The organism is Scytonema hofmannii PCC 7110 (genome assembly GCF_000346485.2).
In the GTDB taxonomy this organism is placed as follows: domain Bacteria; phylum Cyanobacteriota; class Cyanobacteriia; order Cyanobacteriales; family Nostocaceae; genus Scytonema; species Scytonema hofmannii.
Genome location: NZ_KQ976354.1, coordinates 3,415,953 through 3,437,193, shown reverse-complemented (window position 1 = coordinate 3,437,193; position 21,241 = coordinate 3,415,953). Strand labels below are relative to the sequence as shown.

Annotated in this window: 24 protein-coding genes and 1 pseudogene; 6 read left to right on the top strand and 19 right to left on the bottom strand. The window is 41.0% G+C overall.

The features are described 5' to 3' along the window. The first annotated feature begins 70 nt into the window (after positions 1-70). The gene (locus WA1_RS14625) at positions 71-796 is read left to right on the top strand and encodes a hypothetical protein (protein WP_017742489.1); all 726 of its coding nucleotides are present in this window, start codon (positions 71-73) and stop codon (positions 794-796) included. Positions 797-999: 203 nt separating this feature from the next. On the opposite strand, the gene WA1_RS56940 is transcribed toward WA1_RS14625, so the two are convergent. Continuing rightward, the gene (locus tag WA1_RS56940; RefSeq protein WP_017742488.1) at positions 1,000-1,266 is read right to left on the bottom strand and encodes a hypothetical protein; all 267 of its coding nucleotides are present in this window, start codon (positions 1,264-1,266) and stop codon (positions 1,000-1,002) included. A gap of 164 nt (positions 1,267-1,430) precedes the next feature. Between WA1_RS56940 and WA1_RS14615 the strand changes: the two genes are divergently transcribed. Beyond that, positions 1,431-2,339 carry a LysR family transcriptional regulator gene (locus WA1_RS14615; RefSeq protein ID WP_017742487.1) on the top strand — a complete coding sequence of 303 codons (909 nt, stop codon included), beginning with the start codon at positions 1,431-1,433 and terminating at the stop codon, positions 2,337-2,339. A 120-nt stretch (positions 2,340-2,459) separates the two neighbouring features. Here the strand turns inward: WA1_RS14615 and WA1_RS14610 are convergent, their stop codons facing one another. After that, the gene (locus WA1_RS14610) at positions 2,460-2,723 is read right to left on the bottom strand and encodes a type II toxin-antitoxin system RelE family toxin (protein WP_017742486.1); all 264 of its coding nucleotides are present in this window, start codon (positions 2,721-2,723) and stop codon (positions 2,460-2,462) included. Continuing rightward, positions 2,720-2,932 (bottom strand): hypothetical protein, encoded by a 213-nt coding sequence (locus WA1_RS14605; RefSeq protein ID WP_017742485.1) that lies wholly within the window; start codon positions 2,930-2,932, stop codon positions 2,720-2,722. The genes WA1_RS14610 and WA1_RS14605 overlap by 4 nt, the downstream gene beginning before the upstream one ends. 428 nt (positions 2,933-3,360) lie before the next feature. On the opposite strand from WA1_RS14605, the pseudogene WA1_RS14600 reads away from it, so the two are divergent. After that, positions 3,361-4,227, top strand: a pseudogene (locus WA1_RS14600) (LysR family substrate-binding domain-containing protein); the annotation flags it as partial. Continuing rightward, the gene (locus WA1_RS14595; protein WP_017742483.1) at positions 4,211-4,486 is read left to right on the top strand and encodes a hypothetical protein; all 276 of its coding nucleotides are present in this window, start codon (positions 4,211-4,213) and stop codon (positions 4,484-4,486) included. The pseudogene WA1_RS14600 and the gene WA1_RS14595, both read left to right, overlap by 17 nt. Positions 4,487-4,636: 150 nt before the next feature. On the opposite strand, the gene WA1_RS54965 is transcribed toward WA1_RS14595, so the two are convergent. The 12 genes from WA1_RS54965 to WA1_RS14550 form a co-directional block, all read right to left on the bottom strand. Then, positions 4,637-4,843 carry a hypothetical protein gene (locus WA1_RS54965; protein WP_148662689.1) on the bottom strand — a complete coding sequence of 69 codons (207 nt, stop codon included), beginning with the start codon at positions 4,841-4,843 and terminating at the stop codon, positions 4,637-4,639. A gap of 229 nt (positions 4,844-5,072) precedes the next feature. Beyond that, positions 5,073-6,131: an RNA-directed DNA polymerase gene (locus tag WA1_RS14590; RefSeq protein ID WP_017742482.1), complete on the bottom strand. Its 1,059-nt coding sequence runs from the start codon at positions 6,129-6,131 to the stop codon at positions 5,073-5,075. A gap of 21 nt (positions 6,132-6,152) precedes the next feature. Then, complete coding sequence (gene avd, locus WA1_RS14585; RefSeq protein ID WP_017742481.1) at positions 6,153-6,491, bottom strand: diversity-generating retroelement protein Avd; 339 nt, start codon at positions 6,489-6,491, stop codon at positions 6,153-6,155. A gap of 298 nt (positions 6,492-6,789) precedes the next feature. Beyond that, positions 6,790-9,405, bottom strand: coding sequence for a formylglycine-generating enzyme family protein (locus WA1_RS14580; protein WP_017742480.1), 2,616 nt, complete (start codon positions 9,403-9,405; stop codon positions 6,790-6,792). Next, positions 9,398-10,384, bottom strand: a complete 987-nt coding sequence (locus WA1_RS14575; RefSeq protein ID WP_017742479.1) for an AAA family ATPase — start codon at positions 10,382-10,384, stop codon at positions 9,398-9,400. The genes WA1_RS14580 and WA1_RS14575 overlap by 8 nt, the downstream gene beginning before the upstream one ends. 7 nt (positions 10,385-10,391) lie before the next feature. Beyond that, positions 10,392-11,807 carry a VMAP-C domain-containing protein gene (locus WA1_RS14570; RefSeq protein WP_017742478.1) on the bottom strand — a complete coding sequence of 472 codons (1,416 nt, stop codon included), beginning with the start codon at positions 11,805-11,807 and terminating at the stop codon, positions 10,392-10,394. Between the two features lie 80 nt (positions 11,808-11,887). Further along, positions 11,888-12,187, bottom strand: coding sequence for a hypothetical protein (locus WA1_RS14565; RefSeq protein ID WP_017742477.1), 300 nt, complete (start codon positions 12,185-12,187; stop codon positions 11,888-11,890). An 89-nt stretch (positions 12,188-12,276) separates the two neighbouring features. After that, the gene (locus tag WA1_RS59760) at positions 12,277-12,426 is read right to left on the bottom strand and encodes an effector-associated domain EAD1-containing protein (RefSeq protein WP_017742476.1); all 150 of its coding nucleotides are present in this window, start codon (positions 12,424-12,426) and stop codon (positions 12,277-12,279) included. A 180-nt stretch (positions 12,427-12,606) separates the two neighbouring features. Continuing rightward, positions 12,607-12,873, bottom strand: coding sequence for a pepsin/retropepsin-like aspartic protease family protein (locus WA1_RS59755; protein ID WP_272819138.1), 267 nt, complete (start codon positions 12,871-12,873; stop codon positions 12,607-12,609). Next, positions 12,864-13,055 (bottom strand): hypothetical protein, encoded by a 192-nt coding sequence (locus WA1_RS59750; RefSeq protein ID WP_272819137.1) that lies wholly within the window; start codon positions 13,053-13,055, stop codon positions 12,864-12,866. Before WA1_RS59750 ends, WA1_RS59755 begins: the two co-directional genes overlap by 10 nt. 135 nt (positions 13,056-13,190) lie before the next feature. Then, positions 13,191-13,430 carry a tetratricopeptide repeat protein gene (locus WA1_RS56935; RefSeq protein ID WP_017742475.1) on the bottom strand — a complete coding sequence of 80 codons (240 nt, stop codon included), beginning with the start codon at positions 13,428-13,430 and terminating at the stop codon, positions 13,191-13,193. 243 nt (positions 13,431-13,673) lie between these two features. Further along, on the bottom strand, positions 13,674-14,270 hold the full coding sequence (locus WA1_RS14550) for a Uma2 family endonuclease (RefSeq protein WP_017742474.1): 597 nt from the start codon (positions 14,268-14,270) through the stop codon (positions 13,674-13,676). Positions 14,271-14,302: 32 nt separating this feature from the next. Between WA1_RS14550 and WA1_RS59745 the strand changes: the two genes are divergently transcribed. Beyond that, positions 14,303-14,431 carry a hypothetical protein gene (locus WA1_RS59745; RefSeq protein ID WP_017742473.1) on the top strand — a complete coding sequence of 43 codons (129 nt, stop codon included), beginning with the start codon at positions 14,303-14,305 and terminating at the stop codon, positions 14,429-14,431. Between the two features lie 115 nt (positions 14,432-14,546). On the opposite strand, the gene WA1_RS14545 is transcribed toward WA1_RS59745, so the two are convergent. Continuing rightward, the gene (locus WA1_RS14545; RefSeq protein ID WP_017742472.1) at positions 14,547-15,032 is read right to left on the bottom strand and encodes a DUF4149 domain-containing protein; all 486 of its coding nucleotides are present in this window, start codon (positions 15,030-15,032) and stop codon (positions 14,547-14,549) included. A gap of 273 nt (positions 15,033-15,305) precedes the next feature. Here WA1_RS14545 and WA1_RS14540 point away from each other — a divergent pair, with 273 nt between their 5' ends. After that, a complete protein-coding gene (locus tag WA1_RS14540) occupies positions 15,306-15,872 on the top strand; it encodes a DUF2808 domain-containing protein (protein WP_017742471.1) in 567 nt (188 codons plus the stop codon). 49 nt (positions 15,873-15,921) lie between these two features. Here the strand turns inward: WA1_RS14540 and WA1_RS14535 are convergent, their stop codons facing one another. From WA1_RS14535 to WA1_RS14525, 3 genes are read right to left on the bottom strand one after another with little or no spacing between them, the layout of a single operon-like run. Continuing rightward, positions 15,922-17,535: a GMC oxidoreductase gene (locus tag WA1_RS14535; RefSeq protein WP_017742470.1), complete on the bottom strand. Its 1,614-nt coding sequence runs from the start codon at positions 17,533-17,535 to the stop codon at positions 15,922-15,924. After that, complete coding sequence (locus tag WA1_RS14530; RefSeq protein WP_026134551.1) at positions 17,532-18,362, bottom strand: MIP/aquaporin family protein; 831 nt, start codon at positions 18,360-18,362, stop codon at positions 17,532-17,534. The genes WA1_RS14535 and WA1_RS14530 overlap by 4 nt, the downstream gene beginning before the upstream one ends. Then, complete coding sequence (locus tag WA1_RS14525) at positions 18,349-21,024, bottom strand: MGH1-like glycoside hydrolase domain-containing protein (RefSeq protein WP_017742468.1); 2,676 nt, start codon at positions 21,022-21,024, stop codon at positions 18,349-18,351. The genes WA1_RS14530 and WA1_RS14525 overlap by 14 nt, the downstream gene beginning before the upstream one ends. Positions 21,025-21,241: the final 217 nt, after the last annotated feature.

Below are 21,241 nucleotides of genomic sequence, written 5' to 3'. Positions count from 1 at the left end.
GTTTTTGACCCTTAATTGTTCCCAATGGATAAAAGATTCGATCAAAATAATCAAGTAAGAGGGATTAGTAATGGAACTTATAGATTATGTTGTCGGTGTTCATGAAAAAAATCAGTATCCAAAGACTTTTCCCCCCGATCTAGTACTACCAAAACCACTTGTGGATGTATGTCGTGACTTATACAACTTGGTAGAAAGAGAAGGATGTGAAAGTGGTCAAAGCATAAGTCTCAATAACAACCGAACAATTGTGTTTTCTGCCATTGCTCGTGGGACTGACGTGAGTTGTGATGTTCCTCATACTGATAATCCTTGGGAATTTGGGGACGTGCATTCTCATCCATCAAAAGCTATCGGTCATCTTAATGGTTATAGTGCTCACTCAATGGAAGATTGGACTACATTCAAATATAACGAGAACAAACCAATTTTCATTAGGTTCGTATCATCAGGAGATTTTATTTATGCAGTTGTATATCGTAGAGGCTACTCTACATATGATAAGGCGATAATAGACGACCGATTAACGCAAAATCTCCAATTCATGCACGAGATTTTTGATAAATATTACCCACGTCATTATAGCGAAGAGGTACTCGATCTAGATGAGAACGAGGAAAAGCGCAAGAAGATTGAACAAAAGCTAGCTATAAAAGGGTTTGGAGAGCAGGTGATGGAAAAATCGCTAGAACACAATATATATTTGGCAGAAAATTTGAATTTTGGATTTTACAAAGGACATCGAAAGGAGACAAAAGATGTATTATTTTTGGAGGCTGGACGGAAAGGGATATAGCGTTTTCTAGTCTGCTGATTCATAGTAATAGCAGTAGGTAAACTAGCCAAGGATATACTTTAGAGGCGGCTTTATTGATAGTCTCACAAGTTGTGCTATGAAGCAGCTAACGAATGTGGGTTGCTTTAGCTAGAAATAATGGCATGGATAATTGCCATACCCGTAGTACCTGTAAAGTCCAACTCCTTACCCTTCGTTTCTAGTCACCGATCGTCAAGAAGAGAGTTGCACTTTTCCTCAGTTCCACCCTCTGAAAGGCACTCGCTGTATTTGAGATATTGCTCCAATTTGGGGTTCGTTTGGTTCGTTTGGTTCTGCTTTTCTACCTGCACTCGCCTCGCCCCACTTTGGCTAGCAAAATTGTTTTGATATATCAAGTAACAAATACCTAGCGAGCCTGCGATTACTACCGTTAAGCCCAGTCTGTTCCAGAATTTCTTTAGGTTGCTGTATTTTTGGTCAACTTTCATTTTTCAGGACAGATACTTACGCAGTTTATCTTTACACTTTATTGCGCTGCCAAATTTAAAGAGTATGTAAAGGATTATTGTATTACTTGAAAGTTAGATTTAGAGGTAAGTCATATTATGGCGATCGCTCTTGCACAGAGAGAAACTTTTAAAATATCAAAAATATGGAACTGCGACACCTCCGTTACTTTATTGCTGTCGCTGAGGAACTGCACTTCAGTCGGGCGGCGGAGCGATTGCATATAGCCCAACCGCCTCTTAGCCAGCAAATTCAGCAGTTGGAAGCAGAATTAGGAGTTGAATTGTTTCATCGCAAAACGAAGCGACAGGTGCAACTGACAGAAGCAGGAAGGGTATTTTTACAGTCAGCTTATCAACTGTTGGCGCATTTGGAGAGTACAATTCAGGTAACTCGACGCACCGGGCGGGGAGAGATAGGACAGTTGCGAGTAGGGTTGATCAGTCCGGCAATTTATAGTATATTGCCCGTTATATTACAGGAATTTCGGCAACAGTTTCCAGATGTGGAATTGGTACTGCAGGAGTTAACAACTGCCGAACAGGAACAAGCTCTTCGCGATCGCCACATTGATGTTGGCTTTGTGTATCTACCTTTGTCAGATGCCGATCTAAGTTACCTGTGCATTCAGAAAGAAGCTTTGATTGTAGCATTATACCAAACCCATCCATTAGCACAACAAGAACTTATTGCAGTGCAATCCCTTGCCAATGAACCGTTTATTTTATTTCCTCGTCATTTAGGAATAGGGCTATATGATGGGATTATGGCTCTGTGTCAGCAAGGGAATTTCACTCCAAAGATTGCACAAGAAGCCATTCAAATGCAGACAATTATCGGGCTTGTGGCTACAGGTATGGGCGTTGCAATTGTGCCATCTTCTTTGCAGAATCTTCAACGCACTGGTTTAGTTTATCGGGCGATCGCACACCAAACACCTCTGATTGAAACTGCGAGCGTGTGGTGTGGGAAGGAGGAAACACCAGTTGTGCGGCAATTTTTAAAAGTTGTGAGTCAATTTGGCACAACAGATTCTTATTTTCCGAAATTGTGAATTATATCAATTCAAGGTTTGGGTATCCAACCCAATCAAAAGAATTTGCTCGTGCGAATGATTCTCCAAAGCCTCCACTCCTTCAATCATGACTCCCAGCGCCGTACAACGCGATTTTCCCTATTCATCCCGATAAACTTCTCTGCGATGACCTACTTTAAGAACAGTTATTAATAAAATGTTGTCAATAATTTCATATATAACTCTATAGACACCTACTTTGATTCGATAATTGTTTTCTAAGTTCTTTAGCTTGACCACTCCATGAGGACGAGGATTATCGGCTAATTCTTGAATTTTAGCTTTTATCCGTTCTTGTGTATCAAGTGATAACTTTTCAAGTTGTTTCAATGCAGGCTTTGAAAACTCAATTTGATAACTCACGCAATTTCTCTTTTAATTTCAGACCAAGGTACTGTGCCATTTATTTTGATATCTTCTTTAGCTGCTTGAATGTCTCTAAGGTCTTCTTCATCTTCACTTTTTCGGATTTTCAATAGTTCTAAAACATCTTCTAATGTGTCGTCATAAGCCTGTTCTAGTTCTTCAGAGATAGCCTTTAATAATAAATGTCTTCTAGTTATGCTTGACATTTTTTCGCCTCTATTTAATGATTTTTTACTTAGATTATGTAGTCATATGTCTGTACGAGCCTCACACGACTAAGTAGATCGTCACAATTAAAATGAACTAGTGAGGAGCGTCATTGGTCATTTGTCATTAGTCATTGGCAAGAGTTTCAGATATGTTTACATTTTGTAACATAGTTGTGTTTTTTTCTACCCACTTTCTTAAAAAAGTATAATGAATTACTGGTGGGTGTTCGGTAATCGTTTTCCACTAAGTTTATCTGATTGTAATTGTAATAGATAAGTAGCTGTATTGTCAGTTGTTGTGTTTCAATACTTCGCAAAAAGCCTCCGAAAAAATCGAAAAGTGTCCTCAAGGGTTCTCTTCAAGATTAAGCGACTGTTAGGGCTGCTTTAAAACATTGTAAGCATTGCCCAGATAGTATGAGGCTAAAGCTTATCAACTGTTGGCGCATTTGGAGAATACAATTCAGGTGACTCGACGCACCGGGCGGGGAGAGATAGGACAGTTGCGAGTAGGGTTGATCGGTCCGGCAATTTATAATATATTGCCCGTTATATTACAGGAATTTCGGCAACAGTTTCCAGATGTGGAATTGGTATTGCAAGAGTTAACAACTGCCGAACAGGAACAAGCACTTCGCGATCGCCACATTGATGTTGGCTTTGTGTATCTACCTTTGTCAGATGCCGATTTAAGTTACCTGTGCATTCAGAAAGAAGTTCTGATTGTAGCATTATACCAAACTCACCGTTTAGCACAACAAGAACCTATTGCAGTGCAATCCCTTGCCAATGAACCGTTTATTTTATTCCCCCGTCATTTAGGAATAGGGCTATATGATGGGATTATGTCTCTATGTCAGCAAGGGAATTTTATCCCAAAGATTGCACAAGAGGCAATTCAAATGCAGACAATTATCGGGCTTGTGGCTACAGGTATAGGCGTTGCAATTGTGCCATCTTCTTTGCAGAATCTTCAACGCACTGGTTTAGTTTATCAGGCGATCGAGAGCCTCACCAACGCACCGTGGAATACAATCACCCATGCACAACCAGAAACTAGGAAAGGTTGTGCTACCTCGCTAATTGAAGAATTAGTACGTGAGAGTCAACGCCTCCAGTTCAATGGTATCGTTAAAGCAATAACAATACCTAGCGTTCGCCCATTCTATAGAAAAATCGGATTTATAGAAACGGATGGTTCGGGAGAAATGATACTTACTCCTGATGCAGCACAAGAGTTTTTAACAAAACAGCAGCAATTAAGGGAAATTCATCATGACACAGGAAATTAAAAAACTAAAAACTACAGAAGAACTACTCAAATGGCAAGAGGAAATATATGAACTCGAAAAATATGCGATCGCGGGAATTATGTCAGAATCAGAACAAGAAAGGCGAGTTAACAATCTCCTTGATAAAAACTATTACTATCGTCATTTAGAAAAGGTGCGTGCTAACAAACAAAAACTATTAGAAGACCTTGCATACCTCGAACAACGCGAACAGTTACTACTAAACCAAATTAGTAGACAAGAGCAATCTTCACAATAATTAAGAGGATGTTTGAAAAGTGGTTAGTTGTCATCTTAATCACATTATTACCCCCCTTAGTCCCCCCTTGGAAAGGGGGGAAATGGAAAATTGAGTTCCCGGATCAATGTATCGGTTCGGGTTAGGGTGGGGTAAAAAATATTTGATACATCAATCATGACTTTTCAAACATCCTCTAAGTTCTACTTTTGCCATTTGACGATCGCCTCCTCTTCTGGATCGAAAACAATCAGCCGAACCTGGTAGCGTTGGATTAACAACCTTGGTAAAGGTATATTTCTTCAAAAGGTTAGGTAAACGTTCGGCTTTGACACCTACTAGAGTACCCAACCTGGCTTGATTTTCGGATAGTATCACCACTATCACAGGAACAGGTCTGGACTCTTCTCTGACACTCTCGGAGGATTCCCATCCGCCAAATCTGGTACAGAAGAGCGCTCGGCGCAAGAACGCAAACTACCCGAAACCCGATGTTGTTGTTGATGTCGTTGCCCGGATCGTTCCTGTTGCGATACGCAGAACGACAGTTTTCAGGATTGTTGTTCCACGAACCACCGCGTAGCAGCCGGAGTTGCCTGTCCCTTCTTTACCCCCTTGTCCAAACAAGTGAGGCAAATATCTTTTGTCGCAACTGCCAAGTATCTCCATGCTCTAAATGAGCACACCAGCTTTTAATGGATTGCGATACTTTTTCTAAGTTTATCTTACCTTGAGTATAGTCATTGTGCATCTTTCTCAGTCTGCGTCTTGCCCTTCGCAAGTTTTCTGTACGAACTCGGATACGATCTGGTAATATACGGAAACCCAAGAAAGTAGCACCATGCTTTGTTTCAAATAACTGGCTCTTAATAGGATGGATTTTTAGTCTTAAGCCTGCTAAGTATTCTTCTATGGCACATCTCGCATCCGCTAAAAATTCTCTATCATCGGAGAATAAAGCAAAATCATCAACGTAGCGCAAGTATTTAGTGGCTTTTAGCTCTCTTTTCACAAAATGGTCAAAACCATTGAGATAAACATTGGAGAAAAACTGGCTGGTCAGATTTCCAATCGGCAAACCTCGCCGTCGTTGCAGTGGAGTTAATAAATCGTCTCCTTTAAAATGTACAACAGCTGGTATTTGTTCGTTGCTATTGTCAATGATGGTATCTATAAGCCAAAGCGTATCCGGGCATTTTATTATGGAGCGCAACAACGTTTTTAAAATCTCATGGTCAATACTGGGAAAATATTTTTGCAGATCGCATTGCAGTACGTAACGGCTAGAACGGGCAAAGGTGATAAAACGACGTAAGGCGCGGTGAGTGCCAAATCCTACGCGATTTGCATAGGAATCAACAATAAATTTAGGTTCTATAATAGGAACAATAATATTACACAAGGCATGATGCACTATGCGATCGCGATAAGGTGCAGCAGAAATTAAGCGGCTTTTTGGTTCTTTGATATAAAAGGTTCTATAAGCGCCTGGTTGATAAGTTTTGTGAGATAATTCTTTTTTTAATTGTGCTAGTTCTCCTTCTAAGTTATAATTGAATGCCAAAACATTATCTCGAAAGCGCTTCCCTTTTTGGGCTTTCTTCACAGCGTCTAAAATATTTTCAAAATCAATGATTTGAGGATAAAGATTTCCGTACCTTTTCATGGTAGATTTAAGATAACTTGTCTAACGCTTGCTTTGCTGTTTAATCCAACTGCCCAATTCCAAACCAATTTCATTTAACAATTTTCCAGCATATTCATAGCGATGTAGTGCCATCAGATCGAAATCGAAGAGCAACCGAGTTTGATAGCGGAGAATCGCCAATTGACCGTTGAGCGGTTTTAATAGTGTTAGTTTTTCTGGATCGTAACGAGCATTGACCAAACCTTCTAACAAATCGTACAATCCAGCAACCATTCTATCACCTAAAGCAAATTTATGCTGTCTGGGCAAGCGATTGAGAATAGGCACGTACCATTTAATCAAATCATATGTCTTTTGAATAATAGATAATTCTTCCATTGATTTAAATCTCAACACCAGTTACACAACAAGAAAGACCTCAATTTTATCAGAGTTACATACTCTAGCACGATTTTGCTGGTTTTAGAGTTAGAAGTTTGAAAATTTGATAATTGTTTGAAATCAAGTCGGTTTCCCACCCATTATGTTAAGATTTATTACATCAAAGAGCCAGTGTGGTATTTCTTGGGAAAATTTGCTAGTATGAGAATACATAAAAAATTTGAGCTTGCTTCGCTCGCGAAAAGGAAAAAAAGAATAAGAGAAGAGGGTAAGAGGGTAAAAAGAGAAAGGGGAACTAAGTCCTCGGCGCAAGAACGCAAACTACCCGAAACCCGATGCTGTTGAGGAGGATGTCGTTGACCGGATCGTCCCAGTCGCGATACGCAGAACGACAGTATCCGGGATTGTCGCTCCACGAACCACCGCGCAGCAGCTTTCTTTGATTATCATTATTCTCTTTCTTGGCCCAAACACTTCCATCACTAGGTGCTGATTCATAACTTTCATGCCAATCATCAGCACACCATTGCCAGATATTGCCATGCATATCATGCAATCCAAAAGCATTTGCTGGAAAAATTCCCACTTTTGTTGTTTCTTGACGATACTCTCCTAAAGGCCCTTGCCCGTAAGAACCTTTCCATTTGCCATCCTTGTCATCTGTTCCATCATAATTTGTCAAATCGGTGGTAATTGTCTCACCAAAATGAAATGGTGTGGTTGTACCAGCACGACAGGCATATTCCCACTCGGCTTCGCTCGGTAAACGATATTCTTGCTCGCTATATTTAGATAGTCTAGCACAAAATTCCACCGCATCAAACCAAGAGACACATTCTACAGGACGGTTATCACCTTTGAAACGAGATGGATCGGGTTTTAAATCTCGTTCAACTTTGGGTAATGCAGCAACTGCTTTCCATTGTGCTTGGGTAACTGGATATTTACCCATAAAGAAGGGCTTGATAGTAACTTGATGTTGCGGGCGTTCACTATCTCTACTTCTTTCCTCATTTTCTGATGCACCCATAGTAAAAGTACCACCAGGGATATAAACCATGTCGAGTGTGATATCCTTACCCAAGTTTTCAGCAAAGTACTGGGCTTTTTTGATTTCTTCTATAAGGATTTCGCCGCGAGGGTTGACGGTAACAAACTTGAAGTTAAAAGCTGATAAGGGTTGAGAATTTGTATCTGGTACTAATTCCTCTTTGCCTTTTTGTAAATTTGTCTCTAATTCGTCAGCTAATTGAGCGTATACTCCACCTAACTGGCGTAAAACTTTCACCTTGAGTTCTGCAAAAGGACGAATTTTAGTTGCTAAATTATCTTCAGCTTGGTATAAAGGCTTTTGTAAAACTGCTTCAAAATCCCGTACTGACACACCAACTCTTCTAGCGATAAATTCAGAAACTTCTTCAAGAACTGAATTGGCTTTACTTACGGGTACAGATTCCAGCAATAACTCCCTAATTCCATCAATAAACTCGTACTCAATATATCCAGAACCTTTGGATTGACTGGATTTGAGCAGCCCACTCATAAACACCTCAGCCACATGAATCTGTTGTGATTCTTTAAGCAGGGTTTGTTGAATTAAGTGTACTACTGATAAGCTAACAGGAGCAGCTGCCATTAATCCCGCTAACCGACGAGCAATGGGAGAAGCGGTGGCGCGAAATCGACTGACTAGGGCTGATGCACTCAGTTGGGTTTCGCTTTGCTCTGAATCTTGTTGAGTCTCGCCCAGTGGAACTAGATTTTTAGGAGAAAAAAATTTGAACCCCACTGTTCCTATATTACCCAAACCAGCGATCGCCCGCGACCAAGCAAGCAAAGGTTCTGGTTCTAAAGTAATAATGGGGACGGGGATAGAATTTTGGATTTTAGATTTTGGATTTTGGATTAAGGGATTTTGGATTATCTGTTTGTCTTCTGGAACATCATCTGCAAAATCATCTTCATCCCAATTTTCTACAATAAGTTGGGAGTTGAAAACTCCAGGAGTTAGGGAACGTAGTTGAACGGGAATTTCCGATGCTAAAGCTGTTCTCTCCCAGAGTCGTTCGGGAAGTAACTGAAGAACAGTTAACAACCCATTTCGTCCCCAGAATTCCAGCACCGGATAAATGAACTTCTCTCGCCAAGCAGGAGATATACAATCACTGACTAGCAAGATCAGACGCCGACCTTTTGGATCGATCAGTTCTTTGGGATGATGGGGAGTAGAACTATAGTTTCCGTTGCTATCTTGAGCAAATAGTCGTCTCTCAAATTTTTCCTCTTTTTTGGAGATTACCTTCGGTGTTATCCTCAATTCCCAAGTTCGGACATCCCGAAACGCACCGTGATGTTTTAGAAGTCGTTCGAGTTCAGTAATAGTTTTTTTCCAAATCGCAGTCGAACGGGTTTGTTCAACCACTAACGCTAGCTCTAACCATCTCTGGGGGGCTGGTTTTAGAACTGGCGTCCAAATTTTTTCTTCCGCAATGCGTCGAACAGTGGCTTCTTCATCCAGTATCTTTTCTATAGGAGATGGGAATTTCCGCTTTAAAGGACGAAGCGATCGCCCTAACTCTAGAGAATTCCTCAGTGCGATCGCTGCAGGTACTTTGATAGAAGTTCCCTGGTTGGTTGATGTCGCCGTTGTTGAGCGTGAGGTACGGGAGGGAAGATAAACCTGAACGCTAGGTTCTGGTAGTTCTGAGGGAGTGGGAGTTTCTGCTTGAGAGTCTGACTCTGGAGTTGTGGGTTTTTCTGGTGTTGGTAATTTTTGTTGCGCTCCAGATGATTGCTGTTGCGATTGTTCTGATTCTTCTATATGAACCGCCAACCAGAGAATTTCTGCTATCTCGCGAGCAGTTAGATTGGAGTTTACCTTTTTTAGAATAGCGATCGCTTGCTCAATCATAACCTTCCGTACTGCTTAGATAGCGTAACACCTGATTCATTAAGGTTTGCTTATCATTTGATAAATCAAGCATCGGAGAGTCACTGTTATCAGATGTCTTGGTTAACAGATAAATTGCATTGAGTAATTGATCTGTTGCCAACTCTCCCTCATTCCGTCGTTCTACAAACTTCTCAACGATCGCTCCTGCTTGTTCAATAATATTATCCCCTAAATGTGCCTCAACAATTGCTTTTAATTCTTCAGGAGTTGGTTCTGGTAAATCTAGTCTCAAACAACGGCGTAGAAAAGCGGGCGGAAATTCGCGTTCACCATTACTTGTGAGAATGACAAAAGGAAACGCCTGACACTGTACCTTTCCTTTTTCAAGGATTGCTGTTTTTTTATCTTCTTCTTTATAGTCAGTTTGAACAGTAATTTTTGGTTCTTTGCTAGCAATTCTTGTAAGTTCAGGAATTTCAAATTTCCCCTCTTCAAAAATATTTAGCAAATCATTGGGTAAATCTATATCGCTTTTATCTATTTCATCAATCAATAAGACTCTGGGAGTTTTTGAAGGAAGCAACGCCGTTCCTAACGCACCCAATTGAATATACTTGCCAATTTCAGCTAAATTATCCTCATTGTCCTGAGAGTTACGTTGAGAATCTTGTAATCTACCAATAGCATCATAGCGATAAAGACCTTCCTGTAAAGTAGAGCGAGTTGTAATATTCCAACGCAACACCTCACCCAATTGTAATTCCTGAGCTACAGCATAAGCTAGAGAAGTTTTTCCTGTTCCCGGTTTTCCCGTTACCAACAAGGGGCGACGCAAATACAATGCTGCATTCACGAGATCGATTTCTTTACTTCTGACTGTATAGGTTGTACCTCGCGTTTTTTCAGAGAAATTACGCCAATTAGGAGGAGCGGGAAGATTCTTAATTCCTTCGTGAGGTTTTTCAGGTGTTCCTTTAAAGATTTTCCAAGAGTTCATACTGTATTTATTGATACTTTATATCAGGTGGCTGTATTTCAGGATTTTCCCATTGCAGAGCAATATGATATCCAATATGCTCGTCTTTCTTTTTACCTAAAGCATCTGCACGCTTTTGTTTTACAACCTCAGGTAACTTAATAAGTTTGCCTTGTAACAGTTGTTCTAGTTCATATTTACAATTAATATTAGGTAGAGTCTTTCTTAACCAAATCGCTACTGGTACTGCTGATTTATGAATTAAATCAATATGTTTCTTAGATGGTGGATCTAACATTGTTACTCCAATCACATGAGAAGAGAATAAATTCTTTGCTAAACTATCTAAGTTACTACAATTTCCAATTATAAAATTGTTAGAATCTAAATTAGTACAGTCCTTCTTTAAAATTTCCCATTTTTGTCTCCATACACCTCTACGAGTATTATATTTCTCGTTGCTTCGTTCACAAGAACGAATCACCACCTGATAATCTTTCCCAATAGGAGTTTTATCATTAAATTCTTGAATTTCAGACCATTCAAATTTATTACTTTCTTGCACTAGTAAGTCATGAGATAAAAAGAACACAATAATAGGTAAGTCGTATTTTTCACCTTTATGATGATCTTTATTGATTTGAGCTATCAAATCTTCTAGTAATCTAGAAATATTTCTTAACTTAAAACCCTCTTTTCCTTCATTGTAAATATTTAAGCTTTTATATTCATTGTTTTCATAACATTCATCAGCAATAAACCAAGCCATTACATTATAGTGTTGTTCTCTACCTTGTCTACTTTTTTTAATTTGTACTAGAAGATAAGTAGGAATCAATGCATTTTCTGCTGTCGTGTTTACCTTATTTTCTAATGAAGTTAATAAATTAAGAAAATCTGGATTATTACTTTTTCCCCAATCTCTTAATTTATCTGCTGTTTCTGAAGGAAAATTGTTCTTTTTCAAGATTAAGAATTGTGCTACAAATTTTACAATATGACTGGGATAGGTATTTGCTTCAGGCATATCTATAAGGTTAGTTAAAATTTTTTCAAACGTATCAACAGAATCTTCCCAATCTTCATAGCCGATATTACGACAAGAACGATAAGCTTGCGTCATTTCGTGAAAGAAGCTTTTTTCTAGAGGAATAAGAATATTAAATAGCTCGGAGATAGCATCATATTGTTTTCTAAATTCTTTTAATTGTTTGTTTCCAGAATTCTGGTCAGAAGCATCTTTAATCAGTTTCTCAACCCATCCCTCAGACTCTGCTGTTTTAATCAAGTTATAAACAATGTCTACTAAGGTATTTCCTCCAGCGATCGCATTTAGGCTTTTGTGAAGCTGATAATCTACCATTTGTTCGAGTTTGCTCTTATCCGGAAACGCGCTAATCAAAGCATCTTTTAGTTGTTCGCGTTGTTTACCAATTAATTCCATGCACTTTTCCTACTTGAATGACTTAGAAAAACATTAAAATATACTTAAACAGCACTGTTTTTTATACTTTGCCGTTATCTTTAAGTACTTACACCTCCATTCTGCTTGCTTTCGGACGTAGAACCACCTTCAATAGTTGTCTGATTTTTCACAGGTGCATCTAATTCAGGTTCTCGATTCTTTTCTACCACAAGCTTTGCATCCCGATAATCTGCTAAGATCATATCTCCAAAGCCCTCAGTACGAGCTGTTGGTTCTTGAGTCCTATAGTTTTGCACACCCCAACGACGCAACCCATCCAGTACATGATTCTTGAGATCGTCCACAGTCACAAACTTTTTACCCACGCGATCGCCTTGACCGGAAAGCCCATCTAACAAATAATAAGTAAAGACTCCGTGTTGTTTTTCTTGCCATTCAGATGCAACTTGTTGAGCGGTACTTGCTGCAATGAGAGCAAAACCTTTGGCTAACTCATAAACATTGTGGATAAATTCCGGAGCGGTAATACTCTTTTGTCAAGCTTATAATCTACCATTTGTTCGAGTTTGCTCTTATCCGGAAACGCGCTAATCAAAGCATCTTTTAGTTGTTCGCGTTGTTTACCAGTTAATTCCATGCACTTTTCCTACTCGAATGACTAAAACAAACATTAAGATTTTTTTAAATTTTGAACGAATATAATTTGCTAAGGTTTCACAGATCCTCTAAGTACTTTATAAGGTCATTAGCTATTAACTTATGCACTTATAAGATTTCTATTTGATTTTTGAAATATAGGTAGAGTGGGTAATGCTCACTAAATTCTAAATACAGGATATTCAGGATGTTCTGGATTTGGAATCAACCTCTGATTCTTGCAATCTACGTACAAATCTAAAGTTTCCAATACTGTTTGACCGATTAACGCTTCATCACCTGAGACTAAAGTAGCTTCTGTTGTTTCACGTCCCTCGATCTCAATAATCACAGGTTCAGTCAATCCAACTGGTTCTTGTCTTCCATCAGCATACTTTGCTATCTGCTGAGAGCGAATCTTCAAACCAAGCTTTTCCACTATTTCCATTGGTAACACAGTACAGCACCAGTATCTACAAGTGCTTGTGTCTCCCACACACGCAACTGATTTGGATTTAATAATCCACGCTCGACTAAAATTTCATCGACAGCATTTGTGAGCTTCACTTGCACTCTAACTTCTCCCATATCCTTACTAACTATACGATTGGAACGATTGAAATCTAGCATGACTCATACCTTACTACTTGCAATCCCTTGTTTTTATTGTAAGTAATGTTTTCTTGGGGATTCTGATACCCCATCAGAACTATAGCGGTTCTCACTTGAATGAAGTACAGATTTATCTGCGTTCGTCCGCGTTCATCAGCGGTTCCATAACTTTTTTATGTGTTGCACCCAATTGAAAACCACTATTGTTCGGTTTGCGATCTCACGACTTATTTCTAAAGCTTGGTGATAATATTTCAGGGCATTTTGGTATTGTTTTATATCAGTGCAGACGGAACCTAAAGCTCCTAATGCTGATGCTTCTGTTGCTTTTGAAGATGTTTCGCGTATAAAATTTTCTGGTTGACATATAACCTGAAAAAGATGTTCACTCAAAACTCTGACCCAATGGATGAAGACTTGATAAATTAATATTCTGCCACTGCTAACTTAAAGTATGGAACTACGACACCTCCGTTATTACAGTGCAATCCCTTGCCAATGAACCGTTTATTTTATTTCCTCGTCATTTAAGAATAGGGCTATATGATAAGATTATGGCTCATTAACTTATGCACTATTAGGTTATTGGAAAACTGACATTCCGTCCCTTTCTGAAATCTCCCCTTTCGTGAACCATCACAAATTCCCTTGTCGGAGAAACTGCTCGAATTCTTGAACAGCATCATACTGGTCAGGCATGGCGATATATTGCAGTAGCACATTTGGGTCGAGATTGGGGAAGAAACTGCTACGGCTAACTTCCTCATATTCACCTTGTGCATTTAAATAGAATATTCTAATGGTGTCAGATTTCCAAAACCAAACTTCGGGAACTTGTTTGGGTTTGTATAATTCCCTTCTATCAATAGTGCCACTAGTAACAATAATTTCAATGACGATATCAGGAACTGGTTTTTTTGTGCCAATGCTATAAGATTCATCAGGTGTACCAGAGGCATATCCTGGTGCTTGTAAGGTATAACCTCCACGTTTGTAAAATCTAATCTTTAATACTCTTATATAAGCATCTAACAGCAAGCTAAGAGAACTTTTCACAGCCTCGTGTTCTTCACCAATAGGAGACATAATTTCTAAAATTCCTGATAAATAAGATAGCCGGACACTACGGTTATCGATGAGCTGTGCCTCAATACCTTTAAATTGCTCCCAGGTCACATCTGTTAGGGTTACTAGTTTTTCTTCTATAGCACGGTCTAAAAGTGAAATATTCATAAATTATACGATTGGAACGATTGAAATCTAGCATGACTTATACCTTACGGCAAGAAATCCAAAAGGGTATAGATCAAGCCGACAGAGGCGAACTTTTAGATGGAGAAGAGGTGATGGCGCGGCTTCATGCACGTCATCAGGCGGCTTTGGCTGACGGTTGATATATGAATTATAATATGCGAAATTAGTTTGTAGTTACACTTTAGCGCTAAAGCGCAACTACAAACTAAGAGTGATTTATTTGGTCACTGGTCACTGGTCACTGGTCACTGAAAATTAGCGTCGCCAGCACCAGCTTAACAACGTGCAACCTGCCATGAGTTTGACTGCTTCTAATGCCCAATAACCACCGTGTAATAAGTTCATATTTGCTGGAGTATCAAGAACAGCCTCAAATAAATTCAGTTGAACGCCAAGAGCAGACATTTGCGGAGTCAAGAGATAGGTATCCACCAAAGCGACTACTAGTAGTAAGACTGATAAGATTATTGAACTCAAACGCCACTGAGATTGGGTATTGCACAAAGCCAATACACTGGCTAATACCAAGCTCGCACACAGTAACTCAATCCGATTAAAATTCCAGAAAATGACGTAACCTGCTGATGCAAAACCGGACTGAGCCATCATGCCAGTTACATATAAGCTAGGCATAATTACCCAACTCAAAACTAGGCTAGCACTGAGCCAGAAGCCCAATGTTAGCATGGCAACAGCCTGCCAATTGGGTCGTTTCAGTTCGACGTTAGAAATAGCGTTCATAGGAAAATTGCATATGTTTATATTCCTAGTGTCTAACCTAACAACGGATTTTGACAACAAGTATCAATTATCTTTTACAATCATTTGCAATATTACAAAGAATTGAACCTTTTCCTAAGTTACACCGTAATTGCTCTCACTAAATTCTTAATGTTATTTACATCTTGTTAAGAAGAGTCAAGAAGTTGGTAAGTGCTAGCATATTAAGTGTAGGTAAAATTTCTGATAAAACGGGGTGTAAAACCTGTCCTAATCTTTGAAGTTGAAAAAGCAATGCGCGTCCCATATTTACTTAGTACAGCAATTGCTTGTGCAGTAGCAATTGGTAGTTATCCCGCTAACTTGAGTCAAGCAGTCCAGTTGCGAGACGGTAAAATATATTTTACTCAACCGCCCCGCCTAGAAGAGGTGGTGACAACTTATAAAGATGTCAATGTATGGGGTGCAACATACTACTTCACCGTTAGCATACCGGAAACGGCTGGAGAACCACTCCAAAAGATAACAATTAATCAACGAGATGGAGTAGATAACATCCGCTTTGACCTCAAAGACAGTGCAGCTTTTGAAGGTACCCGTTCTCAACGAGGACAACGGGTAGAACTCAAAGATGTAGCTAGCGATCGCAAGACAAAAACAGTATCGCTGACTTTCGATCCACCTTTGTCCCCTGGTAAAATTGTCACCATAGGTTTAAAGCCGAGAAAAAATCCTACGATCGCAGGAGTTTACCTATTTGGAGTGACAGCGTTTCCACCGGGAGAGAGCGCACACGGTCAATTTCTTGGTTATGGAAGGTTACAGTTCTATAACTCTTTTGATTCCAGAATTCCATTTTGACAGTGACCAGTGACCAGTGACCAGTGACCAGTGACCGGATTAACGGTTTTTATACTTCAGATCTCCGACTTCTCAAAGAAGTCGGAGATCTAACTGGAGAGTTTACTCTTTGTAACAAGAGATCGCCTACTCGTAAGGAATTGGCAATAATGGTCAGTGTTGGATTAACAGCAGAACTAGATGGAAAGAAACTGCCATCAACAACGTAGAGATTATCAACGTCATGGGTACGGCAATTGAGATCGAGTACGGAATTGGTGGGATCTTCACCAAATCGACAAGTACCACATTGATGACCAACTGACTGAAGTGGCATCATGTTACGGGGATAAAGGCTAAATGGAACTAGGTGTTCTGCGCGATCGACCTTCTTGAGAATTCCTACCCAGCGTTTGGCAAGCCGATCGCTTGCTTCAAGGTTATTGGGTTTGTAGTTTAAGTAGAGGCGATCGCCCTCCACTCGCACGCGATTCTCAGGATCGGGTAAGTCCTCAGTTTGCAACCACCAGCCAACGGTGCGATCGGCAACAGTTTTTAGTTCTGCTCCCGGTCGCATTCTTAATAGTGGAGCTAGCAGTGCGGGAACTTCAGCTGGTAACATATCTGCCAATACGTTGCCAGTATTCTGTATCAAGCCCATGGGGTAGGGAAAGTCAGGTTCGCCCCAGTAAAAATCGCTAATGGCAATTGTCTTTTGATAAACAGATTGATTAATTTTTGTATTTAATTGCACCATTGCCATGCAAATATGCTTCATTAGGTTGCGACCCACTTGGTTAGAACTGTTTGCCAATCCATCGGGATGTTGGTCATTGTGCGATCGCAATAACAATGCTGCTGAGTTAATAGCACCGCAAGAAACCACAACAATATCGCCTGTAAAGAATTGAAGTTCCCCATTAATCTGGGCTTCTACTTGAGTCACTTCCCGACCAGAAGGACTCGTATGCAGGCGGGTCACTTTAGCTTCAGTTAGTAAAGTGATGTTTGCGTAATCGCGAATGGGCTGAATGCAATTGACTTCAGCATCGGCTTTGCCACGAGTTAGACAAGGAAATCCATCGCAGGTATTGCAGCGAATACAGTTTCCCAGACTTTTATCAACTTCGTTCAGTTTCAACCCCAATGGCAGATTGAAGGGATGCAAACCAGCTATCTGCAGAGCATTGACTAGCTCCTGCATTCGCGGTTCATGGTGTACCGGAGGATAAGAATAAGGTAAACTTCTAGTCGGTTCTGTAGGATCTACACCAGCCTGACCTCGAACATCATAAAGCTGCTCGGCTTGAGTATAATATGCTTCAAAGTCATGGTATTTCAACGGCCATTCCAGTGAGATACCATCCTTATGTTCTACCTGTTCAAAATCGCGTTCCCGCAATCGCAACAAGGCTGCACCATAAACTTTTGTGTTCCCACCAACCCAGTAATTCATTGCAGGACGGAAGGATTTGTTGTTCACATCATACCACTGCTCTTGGGTATGGTATCGCTCTCGTTGGTATACTTCCAGCGCACTCCAGTTTTCCTTTTCCCTGGGCAAAAAGGTACCCCGCTCCAAGATTAAAATCTTCTTACCACTGGGCGCAAGATGATAAGCTAGAGTTCCACCACCAGCCCCAGTGCCGATGATGATGACATCATAATAGGTATTTGTTGTCATGAATGTTTTCCTGAAATAGGTAGGCGATCGCTCAAATCGATATTGCCATTACGGTTGTAGCCACAGCGAAAAATACAACGTTTGTGATTTTCGTGATGCAATTTGGCACACTTAACGGCTCTCTGTCCAAATAGATATTGATACAACGTTGATGCCAGCAACATACCAGCAGGTGGTACAATCAAGTACAACCAAAATGCCGTCCAAATCTGAGAGGGAAAGGCAGAGGCAAAGGTGCGGGCAGGGTTCATGCCAAAGCCAGATAAAGGAGCTTCAAAAAAGACGTAAAGCATTACCAAAAATCCGGCAAATAACCCTGTAAAGCGATTGAGTTTTTGATTGTTACTTGCGAGCAAGACAGTCATCATCATGAGAAATGCAATGACTAGTTCACCCAACAAAGCCGCAACCCAGCCTAGTGTTCCTGGCACTGTCACAACATAGTTCACAGGTGGTTGCGTGAAAACTTTTCCCAGCAATAAAGCGACTAAGTATATACCAACCAATCCACCTAAACATTGAAACAGAATATAGAAAATAGCATCCTGTTGTTTAACTTTCCCCAAACGATAAAAGGTAAGGGTAACAGCAGGATTCATGTGTGCGCCAGATTGTTTTCCCCATGGAGAATAAATAAGAGCAATTGCTGTCAACCCCATAGCTATACCTATGAAAAATCGACGCATATCTGCATTGGCAATTGCTTGATGAATGGGAGAACCGGGATACTCAAATACGCAGGTAAACACCCCAGCAGAAATCATAAATATTCCCAGTTCTGCTGCTTCCATTAAGTATTCCGGCAAATGTTTCCTAAACGTTTCCACGCCCCTCCTCCTGCACTCGGTATTCGGCATTTTGCAGAATCATGCTAGCAACCAGCCCCGTCCAACCTGTTTGATGGCTAGCTCCAATCCCTGCGCCGTTATCTCCATGGAAATATTCGTGGAACAAAATATAATTGCGCCAATGGGGATCGGATTGGAAGATTTCAAGCCCGCCATACACCGGACGGCGACCTGTAGTATCCTGCTGAAAGATGGCAATCAAGCGATCCGACAGTGCGATCGCCACTTCTCGCAGCGTCATGTGTTGCCCGGAACCGGTGGGACATTCTATTGTAAAATCGTCTCCAAAGTAGTCATGAAACTTCCAAAGTGCTTCGAGAATCAAGTAGTTGACTGGAAACCAAATAGGACCGCGCCAGTTAGAATTTCCGCCAAACAGCCCTGTGGTGGATTCCGCAGGTTCGTAGCGGACGCAGTAATCATGCTCGCCTTGATGTAAAACATAAGGATGTTCTTGATGATACTTTGAAAGTGCGCGAATTCCGTAACAGCTAAAGAATTCATTCTCGTCGAGCATCCGTTGCAGAATACGCTGTAGCTTGGTTCGATAGGCGATCGCCAATAGCCTTCTCGCTCCTACCCCTGGTGTTTCCATACAAGCAACATTCTGTTTGAGATCGGGCCGGTTGCGAATAAACCATTCCATACGTCGTTTGAAACCAGGGAACTGTTGTAAAGTTTCTAACTGTAAAACCGCGACGGCAAATAGAGGAATTAAGCCTACTATCGATCGCACTTTCAACGGAAACTGGCGACTGTCGGGCAACCTTAGCACATCGTAGTAAAAACCATCTTCTTCATTCCACAAGGAAATCTCAGCATTCCCAATGCCATCAATGGCATCGGCAATATAGAGAAAATGCTCAAAGAACTTGCTGGCAATATCTTCGTAAGCCAGATCGTCTTTAGCGAGTTCTAGCGCGATCGCTAGCATATTCAAACAGTACATACCCATCCAGCTTGTACCGTCTGCCTGATTGAGGTAGCCGCCAGTGGGTAGTTCCTTGCTGCGATCGAACACGCCGATATTGTCCAGTCCTAAAAATCCACCCTGAAAGACGTTCTTACCTTCCACGTCTTTGCGATTTACCCACCAGTTAAAATTAAGCAACAGCTTGTGAAAAACCCGTTGTAAAAAAGAGCGATCGGTTCGTCCGTAAAACTTCTGCTCGATTTGATAAACGCGCAAAGCTGCCCATGCTTGCACGGGTGGATTGACATCACTAAATGCCCATTCATAAGCGGGCAATTGCCCGTTGGGTTGCATATACCATTCCCGTGTCAAGCGATCCAGTTGCAACTTAGCAAAATCTGGATCTATAACAGCAAGAGGAATCAGGTGAAATGCCAAATCCCAAGCAGCAAACCAAGGATATTCCCACTTATCTGGCATAGAGAGAATATCTTCACTAAATAAAGAAATCCACTCGTGGTTGCGTCCTACTTTCCGTTCTGGTGGAGGTGACGGTTGTTTGGGATCGCCATTTAGCCAGTCATGTACGACATAGTGATAGTACTGCTTGCTCCACAACAATCCGGCAAAAGCCTGTCGCTGAATGTTGCGCTCATCCTCTGACATTGGGAAAGGATTAACGCGCTGGTAAAATTCATTCGCTTCGGCAATACGAGTCTTGAAAATCGTGTCAAACTCAGTACCAAATGGATTTGTAAGCGTTTGCACATCACTCAACCGCAAGCGCACCACTTTGGTTTCACCTGGCGCAATGGATAATGTGTAGTGGGAGGCAAACTTTGTGCCTATGCAGTTTGGATTGACGGCTGCTGTCTGCCCATTTACCACATACTCGTTGATGCCATCTTTAACATAAGGTGAGCTATTGGTGACACCAAATAATTGTTCGTAGTTTGTTTCGTTATTCGTAAAGAGGAGTTCCGCCCCAGATTCGCAATACAGCCAGCGAGTTCCCAGCGTGGAATGCTCGGCTTCAATTAAACTGAAGTTGGTGTCTGACTGAACCACTTTTATAAAGGGCTGCTCCATATTGGGATTCCAAGCCCAGAGGTTGCGAAACCAAAGTGTTGGCAGTAGATGAAGAGAACTGGTTTGTGAGCCTCGATTGGCGATCGCAATCTGAATCAAAATATCTTCTGGTGCTGCTTTAGCGTACTCCACAAAGACATCAAAATAGCGATTCTCAGCAAAGACGCCCGTATCAAGTAGCTCAAACTCCGGTTCAAATTTGTTTCGGTGCTGATTTTCTTGCACCAGTTGCGTGTAAGGAAATGCTTGTTGGGGGTACTTGTACAAGCATTTCATATAGGAATGGGTGGGAGTGTTATCTAGATAAAAATAATACTCTTTCACATCCTCGCCGTGGTTGCCTTCTGTCCCCGTTAGTCCAAACAGACGCTCTTTCAAAATTGGATCGTTACCGTTCCAAAGAGCGATCGCAAAACACAAACGTTGGCGACTATCAGAAATTCCAGCAATGCCATCTTCACCCCAACGGTAAATGCGCGAGCGAGCATGCTCGTGGGAAAAATAATCCCAAGCCGATCCATCGTGACTGTAATCTTCCCGCACCGTACCCCACTGCCGTTCGCTGAGGTAAGGTCCCCAACGTTTCCAATAAGCGGCACGTTCTCGATCCTGCTGCAATCTTATTTCTTCTGGAGTCATGAACTAAACTTTCCCTCAATAAAACTTACAAAAAGTTTTACAGCAGTTCTCAAGTCAATAAAAAACCACACTTTGTTTGTTCTTGTGGTACGGGCGTCCCCGCCCGTACATTCCTCAGAAGGCGTCCCCGCCCGTACATTCCTCAGAAGGCGTCCCCGCCCGTACATTCCTCAAAGAGCGGGCGAGGACGCCCACCCCACAATTGTGGTCTATTAAT

Coding starts and splice junctions, on each gene's coding strand:
- WA1_RS14545 (WP_017742472.1), bottom strand. CDS start 15,032: ATGAACGCTATTTCTAACGTCGAACTGAAACGACCCAATTGGCAGGCT.
- WA1_RS14535 (WP_017742470.1), bottom strand. CDS start 17,535: ATGACAACAAATACCTATTATGATGTCATCATCATCGGCACTGGGGCT.
- WA1_RS14550 (WP_017742474.1), bottom strand. CDS start 14,270: ATGAATATTTCACTTTTAGACCGTGCTATAGAAGAAAAACTAGTAACC.
- WA1_RS14605 (WP_017742485.1), bottom strand. CDS start 2,932: ATGTCAAGCATAACTAGAAGACATTTATTATTAAAGGCTATCTCTGAA.
- WA1_RS59750 (WP_272819137.1), bottom strand. CDS start 13,055: ATGCTAGATTTCAATCGTTCCAATCGTATAGTTAGTAAGGATATGGGA.
- WA1_RS14590 (WP_017742482.1), bottom strand. CDS start 6,131: ATGAAAAGGTACGGAAATCTTTATCCTCAAATCATTGATTTTGAAAAT.
- WA1_RS14540 (WP_017742471.1), top strand. CDS start 15,306: ATGCGCGTCCCATATTTACTTAGTACAGCAATTGCTTGTGCAGTAGCA.
- WA1_RS14580 (WP_017742480.1), bottom strand. CDS start 9,405: ATGATTGAGCAAGCGATCGCTATTCTAAAAAAGGTAAACTCCAATCTA.
- WA1_RS14615 (WP_017742487.1), top strand. CDS start 1,431: ATGGAACTGCGACACCTCCGTTACTTTATTGCTGTCGCTGAGGAACTG.
- WA1_RS14575 (WP_017742479.1), bottom strand. CDS start 10,384: ATGAACTCTTGGAAAATCTTTAAAGGAACACCTGAAAAACCTCACGAA.
- WA1_RS14570 (WP_017742478.1), bottom strand. CDS start 11,807: ATGGAATTAATTGGTAAACAACGCGAACAACTAAAAGATGCTTTGATT.
- WA1_RS59745 (WP_017742473.1), top strand. CDS start 14,303: ATGACTTATACCTTACGGCAAGAAATCCAAAAGGGTATAGATCAAGCC.
- WA1_RS59755 (WP_272819138.1), bottom strand. CDS start 12,873: ATGGAAATAGTGGAAAAGCTTGGTTTGAAGATTCGCTCTCAGCAGATA.
- WA1_RS59760 (WP_017742476.1), bottom strand. CDS start 12,426: ATGGAATTAACTGGTAAACAACGCGAACAACTAAAAGATGCTTTGATT.
- WA1_RS14525 (WP_017742468.1), bottom strand. CDS start 21,024: ATGACTCCAGAAGAAATAAGATTGCAGCAGGATCGAGAACGTGCCGCT.
- WA1_RS14625 (WP_017742489.1), top strand. CDS start 71: ATGGAACTTATAGATTATGTTGTCGGTGTTCATGAAAAAAATCAGTAT.
- WA1_RS56940 (WP_017742488.1), bottom strand. CDS start 1,266: ATGAAAGTTGACCAAAAATACAGCAACCTAAAGAAATTCTGGAACAGA.
- WA1_RS14595 (WP_017742483.1), top strand. CDS start 4,211: ATGACACAGGAAATTAAAAAACTAAAAACTACAGAAGAACTACTCAAA.
- avd (WP_017742481.1), bottom strand. CDS start 6,491: ATGGAAGAATTATCTATTATTCAAAAGACATATGATTTGATTAAATGG.